Consider the following 15,547-nt stretch of genomic DNA (forward strand, 5'->3'; position numbering starts at 1 on the left):
GAGTGGGGCGGCAACAACTATTGCCGGGGCTCGAACAGTACGTGCACCACACCATCTGGGAAGGAACACGCCATGTCCAGCCGATCCGCACTTCTCGCTTGTTCTGTCGCCGCACTGGCCGCGGGACTGGGCGCGACCGCCGCGCCCGCCGTCGCCAACGGTGACCTCGACAACTACACCCCGGTGAATCCGGCCGACTACTTCGTCGCGGACCCCGCCTACAAGGGCACCGTCTTCTTCAAGACCCCGGACGGCCGGAACTGCGCCATCTACTGGAACAACGGGTACACCGGCTGTGACGCGGTCTCGATGGATGCTCCGGCCGGCACCAACCAACTGCGGGTGGCGCGGTGGGAGGCCGCGAATTTCGTGTACTCGGCCGAGCAGACCTTCACCCATCCGGAGGCCAAGGTGCTGCCGGAAGGCCACAAGATCACCCACGACCAAACCACCTGCGGGATCGGCTATCAGGGCACGGTCAACTGCGAGGTCGTCGACCACGGCTTCGTCCTGTCCGCCGTGTACAGCGTCCTGCACTGACCCTGCTTTGCGGTAAAACAAACCGAATGGCACGATAGTCCCGTTCGGGGGGCTCTATCGGAATCACCCAACTCTGTGTAACCACAAACTGATTGGGTGATCCCGTGAATCTCGACTTCTCCGCCGACCCGGAGTTCGCTTGGTATGTCGTGTTCTTGTTCGGCAGCGGCTTGGCCATGCTCGCCATGTCGTTCTCCAAGGGCGCGGGCACTCTCTCGCAGGTGCTGAACATCGTCTTCGGCGTGCTGTTCACCGGCTACGCCATCTACCTCGGCTTCCTGTTCGAAGGCGGGAACTACATGATGTTCTTCTACGCGTTCATCCTGCCGATCGTCCAGGCGTACCAGTGGTACAAGTCGCGGAGCAGCTCGGCCTAGTCAGCGGGCCGGTCGATGTCAGGAAAAAGAAGATGCGGTGTGGCCCGCCCGCGCAGTACCGTAGGGCGCATGTACGGGAAATTCGCAGCACTCACCTGATCTGCACCAGCGACCGCGTCTCGATGAAACGCGCACTGAGACACGGGCATCCCGTCTCCAGCGCGCTGATCCGACGCGCACCGCTGGTCCGAATCCCGCCGCCCGCGCCCTTCTGATGGCGCGCGATCCTGGCGGCAGTGCTATCGCATCAAGATCATCGGAACGCCTGGGCGGGCGCCACTCGTTCGATGCCGCCACCGGTTCCGGTTGATCTTGCAGACCTGACACTCATCGGCCCGTCGCAGGACGCGCCGCAAACTTTGGTGTGCACCACGGCGTGGCAACGTGGCAGCATGGAGGGCGTATGACGAACTCAGAGACTTTTGACATGACTCCGGCCGAGGGTGAGGACTTCACCGAGGCGGCCGGGAGCACCGCGGATTCCCGCGATGTGGTCGCCGAACACGCCGCCCGCATGGCGGCGCGGGAAGAGCGACTGAAAGGTACCGCCCATTCCGGGTGGGCCAACGAGCCCGGCGGGCACGACCCGACGATCGGCGAAATGCAGGTCGAGGAGCGCAGCTCGCTGCGCCGTGTCGCCGGTCTGTCCACCGAGCTCACCGACATCACCGAGGTCGAGTACCGCCAGTTGCGCCTGGAGCGCGTCGTGCTGGTCGGAGTCTGGACCACCGGCTCCGCCGCGCAGGCCGACGCGAGCATGGCCGAACTGGCCCTGCTCGCCGAAACCGCCGGCTCGGAGGTGCTCGAAGCGCTGATCCAGCGTCGCGACAAGCCGGACCCGGCCACCTATATCGGTTCCGGCAAGGCCGACGAACTGCGCGCCGTGGTCCTCGACACCGGCGCCGACACGGTGATCTGCGACGGTGAACTGACCCCCGCGCAGCTGACCGCGCTGGAGAAGGTCGTCAAGGTCAAGGTGATCGACCGGACCGCCCTGATCCTGGACATCTTCGCCCAGCACGCCACCTCCAGCGAGGGCAAGGCGCAGGTCGCGCTCGCCCAGATGGAATACATGCTGCCGCGTCTGCGCGGCTGGGGTGAGTCCATGTCCCGGCAGGCCGGCGGCCGGGCCGGCAGCAACGGCGGCGTGGGTTTGCGTGGTCCCGGTGAGACGAAGATCGAAACCGATCGCCGTCGCATCCGCGAGCGAATGGCCAAGCTGCGCCGCGAGATTCGGGAGATGAAGACCGCGCGCGACACCAAGCGGGCCCGCCGCACCGGCAGCGGCATCCCCTCGGTGGCGATCGTCGGCTACACCAACGCGGGCAAGTCGAGTCTGATGAACAGCCTCACCGGCGCCGGTCTGCTGGTGCAGGACGCGCTGTTCGCCACCCTGGACCCGACCACTCGCCGGGCCGCGCTCGACGACGGCCGCGAGGTCGTCTTCACCGACACCGTCGGTTTCGTGCGGCACCTGCCGACCCAGCTGGTCGAGGCCTTCCGCTCGACCCTGGAGGAGGTGACCGGCGCCGATCTGCTGCTGCACGTCGTCGACGGTTCCGACCCGATGCCCTCGGGCCAGATCAACGCGGTCCGCGAAGTGATCACCGATGTGATCAAGGAGCAGGGCACCGTCGCGCCGCCGGAACTGCTGGTGGTCAACAAGATCGACAACGCCGATCCGACGGAGCTGACCCGCCTGCGCGCCATGCTCCCCGACGCGGTGTTCGTCTCGGCGCGCACCGGAGCCGGGCTGCAGGAACTGCGGGACCGGCTCGCCGAGGTGCTCGGCGGCCTCGATGTGGAGGTCAGCGTCCTGCTGCCCTACACCCGGGGCGATCTGCTGGCCCGCATTCACGCCGACGGTCGCATCATCGGCTCCACCCACGAAGAGGGTGGGACCAGGGTGCATGCCCGGGTGCCGCATTCGCTGGCGGCGGCGCTGTCGGAGTACGCGCACGCGTCCACCAACGGTGCGGATCCCGACGCGGAGTAACCCACGGCAGGTGGGATTTCGAGCAACCGTGTGTGGTCGGCGACCACACACGGTTGCTCGTCAGTTAGCCGGTGCGATCGTGTCGGTGGAGTCGCGGTTGGGTATGTGCGGCCGGACGCCATGGTGCGGCGAATTCAGACCTGCGGTCCTGATCTTGCGCCGCGCGCAGCTATCGATGTGACCGGGACGTCAGGTTTCTAGCGCCGTCAACGGGTACCCGACACCTGTAACCCGTTGCAGCCACATGCGGTAATCTATGGCGCACAGGGCCGTATCTAGCTGCGGCGCAGGGGAAATCATTCCAATACGACGATGTGCTGGGATCCGACATTCGATGGGGACACCGATGCCTGAATCCTTGCCTGTTAAGGCAGTTCTGTCCGATGGAGCTCCGCTCGAGGTGACCTTGAGTGAGACCGATAAGACCGTGCTCGACGCGCTGACCGCGCCCACCCGGGCCTGGACCAGTCCGAAGTTCTACGGCCTGGACAACATTCCCGCCGACGGCCCCGTGCTGCTGGTCGGTAACCACACGCTGATGGGCGGCATGGACGTGCCGGTGCTGATGACCGAGGTGCTGCGCCGCCGCGGTCGGCTGCTGCGGGGGCTCGCCGAGGACGTGCTGGTCAACGTGCCGGGGCTGCGCGACTTCATGCACCATTTCGGCATCGTGCGCGGCAACCGCCGCAACTGCACGGCGCTGCTGCGGCGCGGTGAAGCGCTGATCGTTTTCCCGGGCGGCGGACGAGAAGCGGTCGGGCGCAAGGGCGACCAGAAATACATCCTGGACTGGACCGGTCGTACCGGGTTCGCGCAGATGGCGATCGAGGCGGGCGCGACGATCGTGCCGATCGCGATGATCGGCGGCGACGACATGTACGAGGTCGTCTTCGACGGGCAGCATCCGGTGATGAGCCCGCTGCGCAAAGTGGTCGAGGCGGTCGGGTTGAAGTCGAACCTGACGCCGCCGCTGATCCGCGGGCTCGGGCCGACGCTGATCCCGCGTCCGGAGCGGTTCTACTTCTCCGCGGGCGCGCCGATCGATCCGGAACCGTGGCGCGACGAGGACAACGTCGAAGCCGCGGCGGCCGAACTGCGCGACGTGGTGCGCAAGGCCTTGGAGGAAGAGATCAAGTTCCTGCTCGCCGAGCGGGACCGGGATCCGGGCCGGACGCTGAGCGGACGGCTCCGCCGGATGCTGCCCGTATAGCCAGGGCAGCCGGTGCCGATCCGGGCGAAAGCCCGGTGACCGCACCGGTTTGCGCGATCGCCGACGTGATCCGCGTCGCATTTTCGCGCGAACCTGGTGTGTCGCGCCAGCCGGGTTCCGTGACCGAAGCGCGCACTCAGCACGGGCTCCGCGAAGCGTTACGGCTACCGGCTGATGGTCCGCTGATAATTCCCTGAGCTACCTCTCAGCAACAGTTCCGTACGGTTGCCGCCATGGCTTGGTTCAGGAAGAAATCGGCGGTACTGGCAGGCGCGGTAGCCGTGGCATGCGGCGTGAGCCTCGCCTCGGCGGGTGTGGTGACCGCCGCGACCCCGGTGGATCCGATCATCGCCTCCGGTCATCTGCTGGCCACCCCGCAGTCCGCAGACGGCTCACGCATCGCCGGTTACAAGATCGAAGACGACCGCACCATCGAACTGCAGGTCTACTCGGCCGCGATGGACAAGAACATCGAGATCGACGTCCAACGCCCGAACGACGCCTCGGTCCCGCGCCCGACGCTGTACCTGCTCGCCGGCGCGGGCGGCGGCGAGGACAAGGCGACCTGGGCAGCGCAGACCAAAGTTCCGCAGTTCCTCGCCGGTAAAGACGTGAACGTGATCCAGCCGGTCGGCGGCAAATTCAGCTACTACACCGACTGGATCAAGGACGACCCGGAACTCGGCGTCAACAAATGGAAGACCTTCCTCACCGAGGAACTGCCACCGTTGATCGACGCGGCGCTGGGCACCAGCGGGGCCAATGCCATTGCCGGACTGTCGATGTCGGGCACCTCGGTGCTGCAACTGGCCGAGGCGAAACCGGGCCTGTTCGCCTCCGTCGCCGCCTACAGCGGCGCCGCGCAGATCAGCGACCCGGTCGGCTACGACTTCGTCAGCACCGTCGTGCGGGCCGGCGGCGGCAACCCCGACAACATGTACGGCCCCAAGGGCGACCCGATGTGGGCCGAGAACGATCCGCTGCTGCACGCCGATCGGCTGCGCGGCACGAACCTGTTCATCTCCAGCGGCTCCGGTCTGCCCGGCCCCTGGGACACCCTCGACGGCGAGTACGCGCTGCCTGGTCCCGGCGGATTGGCCAACCAGGTCACCCTCGGCGGCGCGCTGGAGGGCGCGACCAACTGGGGATCGCACAATCTGCAGAACCGGCTGAACGAACTCGGCATCCCCGCCACCTATGACTTCACTCCGGTCGGCACCCACTCCTGGGGCTACTGGGAGGACGCGTTCCGTAAGTCCTGGCCGGTCCTGGCGCAGGGTATGGGCCTGCCCGCCTGATTCGAACTTCCCACTTCAATTGCCCCGTTCGTTCGTCTGATGACCAGGTGGGGCGATTGTTTCGGCCCCAGAAGTGAACTGCCGTTCTCGTTCGGGGTACCGTAGTGGCAACGACGGGTCGGTGTGGACCGCCCGGGTGTGGTCACTAGGAGGTTGGTGTGGAGCGCACACTGTTCGAGCCCGAACACGATTTGTTCCGGGAGTCGTTCCGCAAGTTTCTCGATCAGCATGTCGCCCCGAACCACGCGCAGTGGGAAGAGCAGGGCATCGTCGACCGCGACGTCTGGCTCGAGGCGGGTAAGCAGGGCTTCCTCGGCATGGCGGTGCCGGAGGTATTCGGCGGCGGCGGCGTCAAGGACTTCCGCTACAACGCCATCGTCACCGAGGAGACCGTGAACGGTCAGTACTCGGGTCTCGGCTTCACCCTGCACAACGACGTCATCGCGCCGTATCTGCTGGAGCTGGCCAACGACGAGCAGAAGCAGCGCTGGCTGCCCGGCTTCTGTTCCGGCGAGATCATCACGGCCATCGCCATGACCGAGCCCGGCACCGGCTCCGACCTGCAGGGCATCAAGACCCGCGCGGTCAAGGACGGCGACGACTGGATCCTCAACGGCGCCAAGACCTTCATCACCAACGGCATCAACGCCGACATCGTCATCGTGGTCGCCCAGACCGACCCCGAGAAGGGCGCGATGGGCTTCAGCCTGCTCGTCGTCGAACGCGGCATGCCCGGCTTCGAGCGCGGCGCCAACCTCGACAAGCTCGGCCTCAAAGCCCAAGACACCGCGGAACTCTCGTTCACCGACGTCCGCGTCCCCGGCAAGAACCTGCTCGGCACCGAAGGCATGGGCTTCATCCACCTCATGCAGAACCTGCCCCAGGAGCGCCTGTCCATCGCCGTCATGGCCGCCGGCGCCATGGAAGCCTGCCTGAACATGACCATCCAGTACGTCCGCGACCGCAAAGCGTTCGGCAAGCCCATCGGCGCCCTGCAGAACACCCGCTTCGTCCTGGCCGAACTCGCCACCAAAACCACCGCCGTGCGCCTCATGGTCGACCGCTTCATCGAAGACCTCAACGCCGGCAAGCTCTCCGTCGAAGACGCCGCCATGGCCAAATGGTGGAGCACCGAAGAACAGGTAGACCTCATCGACCGCTGCCTCCAGCTCCACGGCGGCTACGGATACATGAAGGAGTACCCGATTGCCAAGGCCTACATGGACGCCCGCGTCCAAACCATCTACGGCGGCACCACCGAGATCATGAAGGAAATCATCGGCCGCTCCCTGAAACTGAGCTGACCGCACCGATTTCACCAACGGCCGCACGGATCACCGTGTGGCCGTTGGCTTGTTTCGAACTCCGCGGCCACAGGGTCATCAATTGGATTGCCGCTTCGCAGCTCTCAAACCCGGCACCCGCGCTTCGGCGGCTTCCAGAGTCGCCTGGTCGACAGTAGGTAATTCGTAGTTGTTGAACGAAATGTGCGTTACCAGATCCGCCTCAGGCGAGACATTGTGGTTTCGCAGGAAGAACGGCACCTGGGCCGGCCAGATCCAGGTGCCGTCGGTGTGCCAGGCATGAGGGATGCATGCCGGCCCATTAGGGAAGTCTGGATCGAACAGGTCTGGCATCATCCCATCCTGGGAGTAGCAGATCGGTGCTGATTCCAGGTAGTCGAGCACTGGTTGCCGCAGGCCGGCTGGGAGCGGGTTGCGGTTCACGACGGGTGGCCGACCAGGTTGCCATTGGTCAACCGGGCGTGCCATTCGGAAACGTTCGCCTAATGATGTGGGTGGGCGCTCGTTGGAGTCCAGTCCGGCTTGAAACCAGTCGGGGATGTGTGCGCTATCGCGTGGAAATCGTTCCAGCTCTTGTCGAAAGGCTTCGGATCCCGGGGTATAGCGGCCCCAACCGGCGTCCTCATCCCAGAAATAGGCGATTTCGTACGCTTCGGGAAAACGCAGCGTCAGGTCCATGCTCAACCAGGCCCCTCGGCCCGGGCGTGCGGAAATCTGCCGCAGGCGATCGAAAAGTGCAGTCGCCGCCGCGGGCGGACGCCAGGCGCGCATCTGATTGTCCAGACCCCAGACCATTGCCGGAGTCTGTGAATGCTGACCCAGCGCACGGTACTTCTGGACCAGAATCGTCCAATCCGACGGTAAGTAGTGGTGCAGCAAGGTAACCAAGCTGTTGACTACTTCGAGTTCGCCGGGTGAGTTCAGGCCTTCGGAACTCATGCTGTCACGTCCTCCATCGTGTGGCTGATCGATTCTCGGTCAGATTGTTTCGAGCCAAGCGGGCACAGCTGGCCGCGGGTAGAACTCGAAGTCTTCGCGATACACCTCGGGCGGCACCGTTGGACTCCAGTCCGGCAGGTGGTCCCAATTGAAACTCACAAAGGGCGGTTGATCAGGAGTCAACATGATCCGCGCCGACAGCCAAGTCCCTCGCTCGGGAGTCCAGCTGAGGTGCCGATGCTCTCGTAGGGCGCCGAAACCTTGCTCAGGCATCTCCATGGGCTGCCCGATGGTGTCATCGACGAAAACGCGCAGTCGGGCGTCGCTCACGCTCAGAGTAATATTCGAACGCAGGTCGATCCGGCGCCAACCTGCTGGCGCCGCGCGCTTCAGCCCGTCCACGATGTATGCAATCGACAATTCAATTCTTTTTTCTCGAGTCTCATTGTCTGGCAATTCTGGACCTGCATAATCCGGGTCACCTGGCTCCGCCAATTATCTATCCTGCCTTGTTCGAAGTATTTACTGTGCGTCATCGTACACGTTCCGTGTCTAGGTGCCACCCCCACTTGTTGCACCACCGCTGGGCGGTGGTTTCCTCGGAACATTTTCGAACGTTCGATAATGAGCCTCGTACATAGTGCGGGTTACCGTCTGTGGCGGATCGCCGGTGATGATCTGCTCGGTTTTTACCTCGAACCATCTTACATGTATTCGGTTTGGTGTCCGCTTTTTCGACGTACGCTCATAGAATATGTCGGGCCCGTGCACTTTGGTGCCAGGTATTTTGGACCGTGCCGTGAGATCCCTCTCCATCCGGAACCAGATGTCGTCCGATATGAGCCGGAATTTTTTCAACTTTCGATTCTCGGGCGACCACTGCGGGACATAGTTGATGAGCTCGGGCGGGCCGCCGGCCTCGTCGCCATGCGCATGTCCGCCATCCATATCTTTGGTGTCGTACTCTTGACGGCCTATGGAGTTTCCTAATCCTTGTAGCGTCGTGTCCCGCTGCCGTTCGTCCTCTTCGGCTTTGACATATGCATCGTCTCGATGTGTGGATGCCGTATCGCCATTCTTGTCGGTCTCGTAAATTTGACGAACCGGGTCCGTTTCCGTGGGGTGCACCAGTTTGTTGGTAGCCGTGTCTCGGACCGGTGCGGAGACCGCGACTTTGATGTTCGGCCTTGGAACGCGATTCCGTTTTATTATTTCGCCGTTATCGCGTTTCTCGTCCAGTTCTAGGTGTTCCCTCCGGTTTCCGAGCTCCGGATTCGTATATGTCGGCCTCGATGGGTACCGGCTGCTGGGGCGGGTCGCTCCGGTCTCGACTGCATTCGTTGCGGCGGCGGTCCAAGTCTGGATATGCGAAATTTCTCCGGTTTCGTTCGTCCAGAATGTGCCGAGCCAATTGTTGTCCTCGTCGTGTACGACATACCGAGTTTTCGGGTCCAAGTCGTCGCGCAGACTGAATGGCCCGGTCTTCGGGTCATGCTTCCGTGGCTCGGTGCGGCAATCGGCAGGGGGGTCCCAATCGACCGCACGGCGTGGCGTCCCATCCTCGTTCAGTTGATGGACGAACTCGCCGTCGCCGGTGTCCGCCCGGACGGTCGTCCCATCGGAGATGGGATCGCCCGGCCCGAAGGTCAGATCCGGATTGACCGCAGCGTCGTTGATGTCGCTGGGTGGGTCGTTCTCATACGTCCGCTTGTTGTTTACATCGCCGCTGACATGCGTGATCTTGACGTCGCCATTGGCATCTCGTTCGCCGGTGTAGACCTCGGAGCGCTGGATGGTCGAACCATCTTCTGGGCGGGTTTCGAAGACGGCGTATCGGACACCAGGGTCGAGCTGTCCATTCAGGGCGTCGATCAGCCGTTGCCCTGGCCGGACAAAGACCGGTCGAGTGGGCAAGTCGGGCGGATACCAGTCGGCTTGGCGCTGAGGGGTGTGTGGTTCTGGCGGAGGATCGTCGGATTCCTGATCGGAATCGTCGTCGGATTCCTGATCGGAAGAGTTCTCGTCTACGTCCGGCGGGTCGCCGTCTTCCATGTAGTCGACGGGTGTGTCGTCCGGGGAGTCGGTAGGCGGTGCGGCGGACTGTCGTGTGGTCGGGGCTGGTGTGTTGCCGTCTGGGGCCGTCGGGTAGTGGGTGGTCCAGGTGCCGTTGTTGCGGACGTGGGCGGGGGAGTCGGGTTTGGCGGGGACGCCGACGGCGTCGGAGGCGACGGTTACGGGGGCGCCGAGTTCGTTGGCTAGTTGTTGGGCGAGGTCGGGGTTGTTGGCGGCATGGCAGGCGATGAGGCGGACTGGGGTGCCAGGCTTGTAGTTGGGGTTGGAGCGGATGGCGTCGGCTATTTGTTTGGGGGAGAGGTCGTTTCGGGGGTTGCCGGAGCGGTCGGCGTGGAAGATGACGTCGAAGTCGCCTTCGTTGCGGAGGTTTTGGCGGACTCGGTTTGTCGCGGGGTCGTCGCCGATGGAGGTGCTGGTTGGGGTGTGGTGGGTGTTAGCGGGTGGGGTGGGTTTGGTCGAGGTGGGGTCGGATGGGTTGGGGGTGTTCAGGTTTGGGCGGGGGTTGTTGGGATCGCCGGGGTGCCCGCCGTCCTGCGTGGTGGGGCGGGTTGCGTTGAGGGGTTGCTGATCTGGGGTGGTGGGGTGCTGCGCCGGGGTGGTGTTGGGGGGTGTCGACTGGGTGGGGTTCGCCTGCGTGGAATTGGGGTGGGTGGGGCTTGTTTGTGGGGTAGCGGGTGCTTGCGGGGTGGCGGGCTGAGAGGGGTTTGGCTGTGTGTTGGTGGGGTGGGAAGGGTTGGTGGCGTTGGGGTTCCAGGGGGTGGAGTTGGGGTTGTATTCGTGCTGTTTGAAGAGCTTTTGCCAGTCGGAGGCGGAGCGTTTGGGGTAGGAGGTGGGTTGGGTGCGGTCGGGTTGTTGGGACGTGCGGGGGTCGGGTTGGTTGGTGGGGCGGGTGGGGGTGCCGTAGTCCGAGCGGGGTGGGGTGGACATGGGGGCACGGGTGTCAGGGAGGTTTGAGAAGGGGTTGGGGTTGCGAGGTGGGGAGGTTGAGAGGGGTTTGGTGGGGTCGGGTGTGTTCGAGAGCGGTCTTGTGGACTGGGGCGGGGTGGATTGCGGTGCGCGGGTGTCTGAGGGGTTGTAGTTCGGGGGAGTCTCTGGGCGGCGGGATGGAGAGAAGTTGGGGGACTGCTGGTTCGGGCGAGAGGGCGGCTCGTCGACTGGGTACGCGGAGTTGCCCGGGTGGGTGGCAGTGCGGGGGTTGGGTGGAGTGTTCGGATCAGTGGTGGCGGGAGTTGTTGGGGTGGAGGGGGTTTGAGGGTTGTTAGTGGTCGGGGTGGTGGGGGATTGATTCTGGAGTTGGGTGCGTTCGGCTTGGAATTCGGCTTCGGTGGGCTGGTAGCGGCCGATGTGGGGGTTGTACTGGCCGGCGTAGAAGGGGTCGCGTTGGATGGGGCGGCCGTCGTTGTAGTGGGCGATGTATTTGTGGGTGGCGGGGTCGTGGCCGGGGCGGTCCTTGGGGGCAAGGGCGTCGGTTGAGTTCTGTTGGGGGGTGGTGGGGTTCTGGGCCGGAGTTTGGGCAGGGGTGTTAGACCGGGCGGGTTGACCGGTTGCGGTGGGCGGGATGTTGGGGCGTGTTGTGTCGGGGGAGCGTTGTTGGTCGTTCGGGCGCTGGTTCGGACGGGAGGTTTGGCTCTGTTGGGTGGGGGTTGTTTGCTGGTCTGCTGGCCGTGATGACTGGTCGGATCGGGTTGGGGTGGGCTGGTTTTGGGGTGAACGGGAGGCGGGGGCGGCAGCGGCGGGGGTGCCGTCGGCGTTCGGCGGTGTGTTGGTGCGGGGTGTGGAGTCGGATGTCGGGGCAGTTGGTGTGGCGGGGAAGCCAGTGGACATCGGCGGGGTCGCGGTAGAAGTTGCCGCGGTGGTGGTGTCGGTGGACGCCGGAGCCTGGGTTGGGTTGGTCGGGTTTGTGGTGCCGGGTGTCGCGGGAGTCGACGGCGTGGTGGGCGCGGTCGGGGCTGTCGGGGCGGGGCTTGCTGGAGTGTTGGAGTCCGGGGTGGCCGGTGTGGGGTTTTGCGCAGGCTGAGAAGGATTTTGGGTGGCGGGGGTATCGGAGGCAGGGTTGTTCGGTTGGGCGGGGGGCTGCGTAGTTGCCGGTTGCTGGCTTGGTACCTGTTGGGCGGGCTGGTTGTCCGGGGACGGTGCCGGTTGAGTGGGCTGGCTCGGATTCGGTTGTGCTGGTTGGGTGTCGGACGGCTGCTGACTCGGTGACTGCTGGGCCTGCTGTTGTTGGCTCGGCGGGTTGTCCGACGGCTGGTTCGGATTCTGCTGTGCCGGTTGGTTGTCGGAGGGTTGGCTCGGCGACTGTTGAGCTGGCGTTTGCTGTGCTGGTTGGGTTTCGGACGGTTGGCTCGGCGACTGCTCAGTCGGGTTTTGCTGTCCGGATTCGGTATTCGAAGGCTGGCTGGGGGACTGCTGGGCTGGAGTCTGTTGCCCCGGTTGGGTGTCCGAGGGCTGATTCGGTTGTGCGGGGTTCTGCTGTGCGGGTTGGGTGTCGGGGTTCTGTTGGTTCTGTTGTTGCTGAGTGGGTTCGGTGTCTGGGTTCTGTTCTTGGTTGGGCTGTTGTTGGTTCTGTTGGTTTGCTGGGTTGGGGGTGTTGGCGGGGTCGGTAGTTCCGGGGGTGTTGTTGGCGGGTGTGGTGGGGTTGTCGGGGGATCCTTCTCCGTTGCCGTTGCCGTTGCCGTTGCCGTTGCCGTTGCCGTTGCCGTTGCCGTTGCCGTTGCCGTTGCCGTTGTTGTCGGGGTTTTGGTTTTCGTTTCCGGCGGGGTTGGTGTTGCCGGGGTTGTTGTCGCCGCTGTTTTCGAGGGCGCTTTGGCCGGCGCCGGCGAGGGAGGAGGTGAGGGTGTCGGTGGTGAGGATTTCGGAGAGGTTGAATTCTTGGTCGGTGAGGGCGGCGGTGGTGGCGGCGGCGGCGACTTCGCCGGCGAGGCCTGCGCCGAGTTCCTGGACGCCTTCTTTGACGGCTGAGCTGAGTTTGCTGCTGTTGGGGTTGCCGTTGCCGCTGGTGAGGGCGCCTTCGGTGGCGCCGGCGGCGGCTGCGGCGGCGATGGTGGCGCCGGATTCGAGGAGTTCTTCTTTGGTGAGGGCGTCGCGGTTTCCGGCGGCGACTTGGGCGAGTTTCAAGCCGATTTCGAGGAAGCCTTCTTCCAGGACCGCGGACCAGGCGCCTTTGAGGGCGGCGCGGGCGGCGGCTTTGATGCCTGCTTTGGAGATGATGCGTTTGAGCAGGGCTTTGATGGCGATGCGGATGGCGACCTGGGTGGCGACGCGGGCGGCGGCTCCGGCGGCGGCGCCGGCGGGGGCGCCGATGCCGGTGGCGGCGGCGGCGAGGGCGGCGGCCATTTCGACGGCGAAGATGACCAGGGAGGCGATGATGACGAGTTTGGTGTGTTCGATGTCGGCGGCGCCGTCGCCGATTTCGTCGGCGAGGGTTTCGATGGTTTTGATCAGGCCGTCGAAGGCGCCGGTGCCGCCGCCGAGTTTGGTCCAGTGGGCGGCGAAGGCTTCGCCGGTGGCGCCGTCGAGTTGTTCGATGGCTTGTTTGACTGCGTAGGTGGCTTCGTCGTCGAGGTCGGTGAGGGTGGTGGCCAGGCCGGTCCAGGCGTCTTCGACGCGGCGCATGGCGGTTTCGTCGCCTTCGGGCCAGTCACCGGCTCCGACTACGTATTTCGCGACCCATTGCAACGAATCCGGAATCTCGATCCCCACCCGCAGAACCCCTCACCCGAATCCGCCCACCAGTTCTGGGCATAGAACATACCTACAACCCGTAAGACGCAGTTAATCCAGGGATGGTTCCATTTAGTACGAAAGATCCTGGAACCAGTGCCTTTTGGTAGTGGCGGGGCGTGGATGCGAAAAGCGCCCGCACCGAACCGGTGCGGGCGCCTTTGGTGGGCTGTTGTCAGAGGTTGGCGCCGAGGAGGCCGCCGGCGACGCCACCTGCTACGGCACCGCCCACCGCGAACGGTATTCCGGCCGCGGCAGCGCCCGCGACGCCGCCGATTACGCCGCCGACAGTTCCACCCACGGTGATGGCGACGAGGGGGTTCACAATCCAGACCGGGGTGCTGACGACGGTTCCGATGAAGGTGCCCGCGGCCGCGCCGGCGACGCCGCCGACGATGGCGGCCGGGACGCCCGCGCCGACCGCGCCGAGAGCCGCCCCGGCGACGATGCCGGCAGCGATCTTGTCGGCACGGGCGGGGTCGATACCGATGGACTGGCCGCCGGTGGCGATCGCGGCCTCGAGGTCGGCGGCGGTGGTGTTGATCGGGTCGAGCAGCGTGTCGGGAACGTTGTCCGGGACCGGCTGGGTGTAGTCGCCGAGGCGGAGGGTGCGCGGCGGCGGCGCGATCGGCGCGACGGGCGTGACGGCGGTCGGTAGGTGGAGCTCTTGCACGTCGATCGGCGGCGCCTGGGTGGGGGCCGGGATCGGGCGGCGGCGCTCCGGGACGAGGTAGTCGACCGGGGGACGCGGCGGTCCGGTGGTGATGCCCGGCTGCGCCGGGGTGGTCGCGGGGCCGGGGGCCGCGGTGCTCACGCCCGGTTGCAGTGCGGAGTAGCGGGGCGCCGGACGGTCGGCGGTCGAGGGCGCAGCCGGACCGGGGGAGGGCTGAGTCGGCGCTTGGGTGGTCGGCGACTGCGGGCTGGCCGGCTGGCTGGCCGTGGCGCTGGGGCTCGGTGCCGGGGCGGCCTGCTGCGGGTCCGCGGCGCTGGAGCAGGCGACGGCCAGGGCGAGCGGGAGCGCGCCGGCGACCAGGGGGCGGATAGCGCGCCGCGACGCGCCGGACTGTATTTCTCTATGCCGACTCACGTCGAAAAACCTCACCAGGATTGCTAGTTGAATCAGGTCGGCCAGGAACGTGACCGGTCGCCGGTGATATTAGCTGCAAGAAAGCTGAGTAACGCAACCTGGGTTGCAATACTCACAATGTGGAACCGGATGCGGCGTGAATACGTCGAGACCAGCAGTAATCAGCGGCGCGATTCACGAGCGGAATCGATCCGACGGCAGCAGGAGGGCTGGCTGAACGGTTGCCAATTCAGCTGGCGAGCGAGATGTCCACATTGGGATATGCGTATCGATGCATGGCCCAGCCTTCGACCTACCGAGGGGATAGGTCGAAGGCTGGAGTCAACGGCACGCGGTGACGCCGGCCGGCCCCCGCTCAGAGCACCACCACGTAGGTGTTCATCCCGCGCTCGCGGTGTCCACCCACCGAGCACCAGAACTGGTAAACGCCGGGTGGCAGATCGACAGTGAGCTCGGACATCCCGCCGGAGCCGACGACGGCGGTCCGCCCGATCTCCATACCGAGCAGATTGGAAATAACCAGGTCGTGGGGCGCGCGCCCGGTGTTGTTGGTGGCGAAGGTATAGGTCCCCGGCCGCAGCCACATGGGCACGGCGACGGAGAACTCGTATTCGTCGATGGTGACCCGGGTTCCGTCGTGCACGGCGTGCAGCCCGGACGGTTCGGGTGGGGCGGCCGCGGATTGGGGTGCGGCCAGGATTGCCAAGCTGGAGACGGCGGCCAGGGCGCCTACCGTGTACCGCCTCTTCGGTGATGTCATCGCCCGCCTCCTCGGGGTGCAGGGGCGTAGAAATTCGAAGCATTGCGCGATCTATTGGGGAGCCTACGCCGCCTGATCCGGCGTTGAAACCGGTTCGACCTGGCTTTTTCCGTGCGCTCCGATCAGTCCGGCAGCAGCCGTCCCGTGATCGCCGACCGTGATGCCGGTCCGGTGATGTGCGTCTCGAAAGCTAGCCTGGAAGTAACCGTGCCCATTGCACTCTCAGTCAGGTTAGGCTAACTT

General features: G+C 65.1%; 11 protein-coding genes. 6 read left to right on the plus strand and 5 right to left on the minus strand.

From position 1 onward, the window contains the following. Positions 1-72 precede the first annotated feature (72 nt). The 6 genes from AB0M14_RS12685 (at position 73) to AB0M14_RS12710 (ending at position 6,725) form a co-directional block, all read left to right on the plus strand. A complete protein-coding gene (locus AB0M14_RS12685; RefSeq protein ID WP_364993047.1) occupies positions 73-540 on the plus strand; it encodes a hypothetical protein in 468 nt (155 codons plus the stop codon). 104 nt (positions 541-644) lie between these two features. Further along, complete coding sequence (locus AB0M14_RS12690; protein ID WP_364993050.1) at positions 645-917, plus strand: hypothetical protein; 273 nt, start codon at positions 645-647, stop codon at positions 915-917. Between the two features lie 403 nt (positions 918-1,320). After that, positions 1,321-2,913 (plus strand): GTPase HflX, encoded by a 1,593-nt coding sequence (gene hflX, locus AB0M14_RS12695; RefSeq protein ID WP_364993053.1) that lies wholly within the window; start codon positions 1,321-1,323, stop codon positions 2,911-2,913. 400 nt (positions 2,914-3,313) lie between these two features. After that, the gene (locus tag AB0M14_RS12700; RefSeq protein WP_364993058.1) at positions 3,314-4,123 is read left to right on the plus strand and encodes a lysophospholipid acyltransferase family protein; all 810 of its coding nucleotides are present in this window, start codon (positions 3,314-3,316) and stop codon (positions 4,121-4,123) included. A gap of 233 nt (positions 4,124-4,356) precedes the next feature. Then, positions 4,357-5,421 carry an alpha/beta hydrolase family protein gene (locus tag AB0M14_RS12705; protein WP_364993061.1) on the plus strand — a complete coding sequence of 355 codons (1,065 nt, stop codon included), beginning with the start codon at positions 4,357-4,359 and terminating at the stop codon, positions 5,419-5,421. Between the two features lie 158 nt (positions 5,422-5,579). Continuing rightward, a complete protein-coding gene (locus AB0M14_RS12710) occupies positions 5,580-6,725 on the plus strand; it encodes an acyl-CoA dehydrogenase family protein (protein WP_364993064.1) in 1,146 nt (381 codons plus the stop codon). A 78-nt stretch (positions 6,726-6,803) separates the two neighbouring features. On the opposite strand, the gene AB0M14_RS12715 is transcribed toward AB0M14_RS12710, so the two are convergent. The 5 genes from AB0M14_RS12715 to AB0M14_RS12735 all read right to left on the minus strand — a co-directional run bounded on the left by AB0M14_RS12715 (position 6,804) and on the right by AB0M14_RS12735 (position 15,304). After that, positions 6,804-7,664 carry a hypothetical protein gene (locus AB0M14_RS12715; RefSeq protein ID WP_364993067.1) on the minus strand — a complete coding sequence of 287 codons (861 nt, stop codon included), beginning with the start codon at positions 7,662-7,664 and terminating at the stop codon, positions 6,804-6,806. Positions 7,665-7,703: 39 nt separating this feature from the next. Continuing rightward, on the minus strand, positions 7,704-8,159 hold the full coding sequence (locus AB0M14_RS12720; protein WP_364993070.1) for a hypothetical protein: 456 nt from the start codon (positions 8,157-8,159) through the stop codon (positions 7,704-7,706). 57 nt (positions 8,160-8,216) lie between these two features. Next, a complete protein-coding gene (locus AB0M14_RS12725) occupies positions 8,217-13,436 on the minus strand; it encodes a hypothetical protein (protein ID WP_364993073.1) in 5,220 nt (1,739 codons plus the stop codon). Positions 13,437-13,632: 196 nt separating this feature from the next. Further along, the gene (locus tag AB0M14_RS12730) at positions 13,633-14,544 is read right to left on the minus strand and encodes a hypothetical protein (protein WP_364993078.1); all 912 of its coding nucleotides are present in this window, start codon (positions 14,542-14,544) and stop codon (positions 13,633-13,635) included. A gap of 355 nt (positions 14,545-14,899) precedes the next feature. Next, on the minus strand, positions 14,900-15,304 hold the full coding sequence (locus AB0M14_RS12735) for a hypothetical protein (protein ID WP_364993083.1): 405 nt from the start codon (positions 15,302-15,304) through the stop codon (positions 14,900-14,902). Between the last annotated feature and the right edge of the window lie 243 nt (positions 15,305-15,547).

This window comes from Nocardia sp. NPDC051832 (genome assembly GCF_040681285.1).
In the GTDB taxonomy this organism is placed as follows: Bacteria; Actinomycetota; Actinomycetes; order Mycobacteriales; family Mycobacteriaceae; genus Nocardia.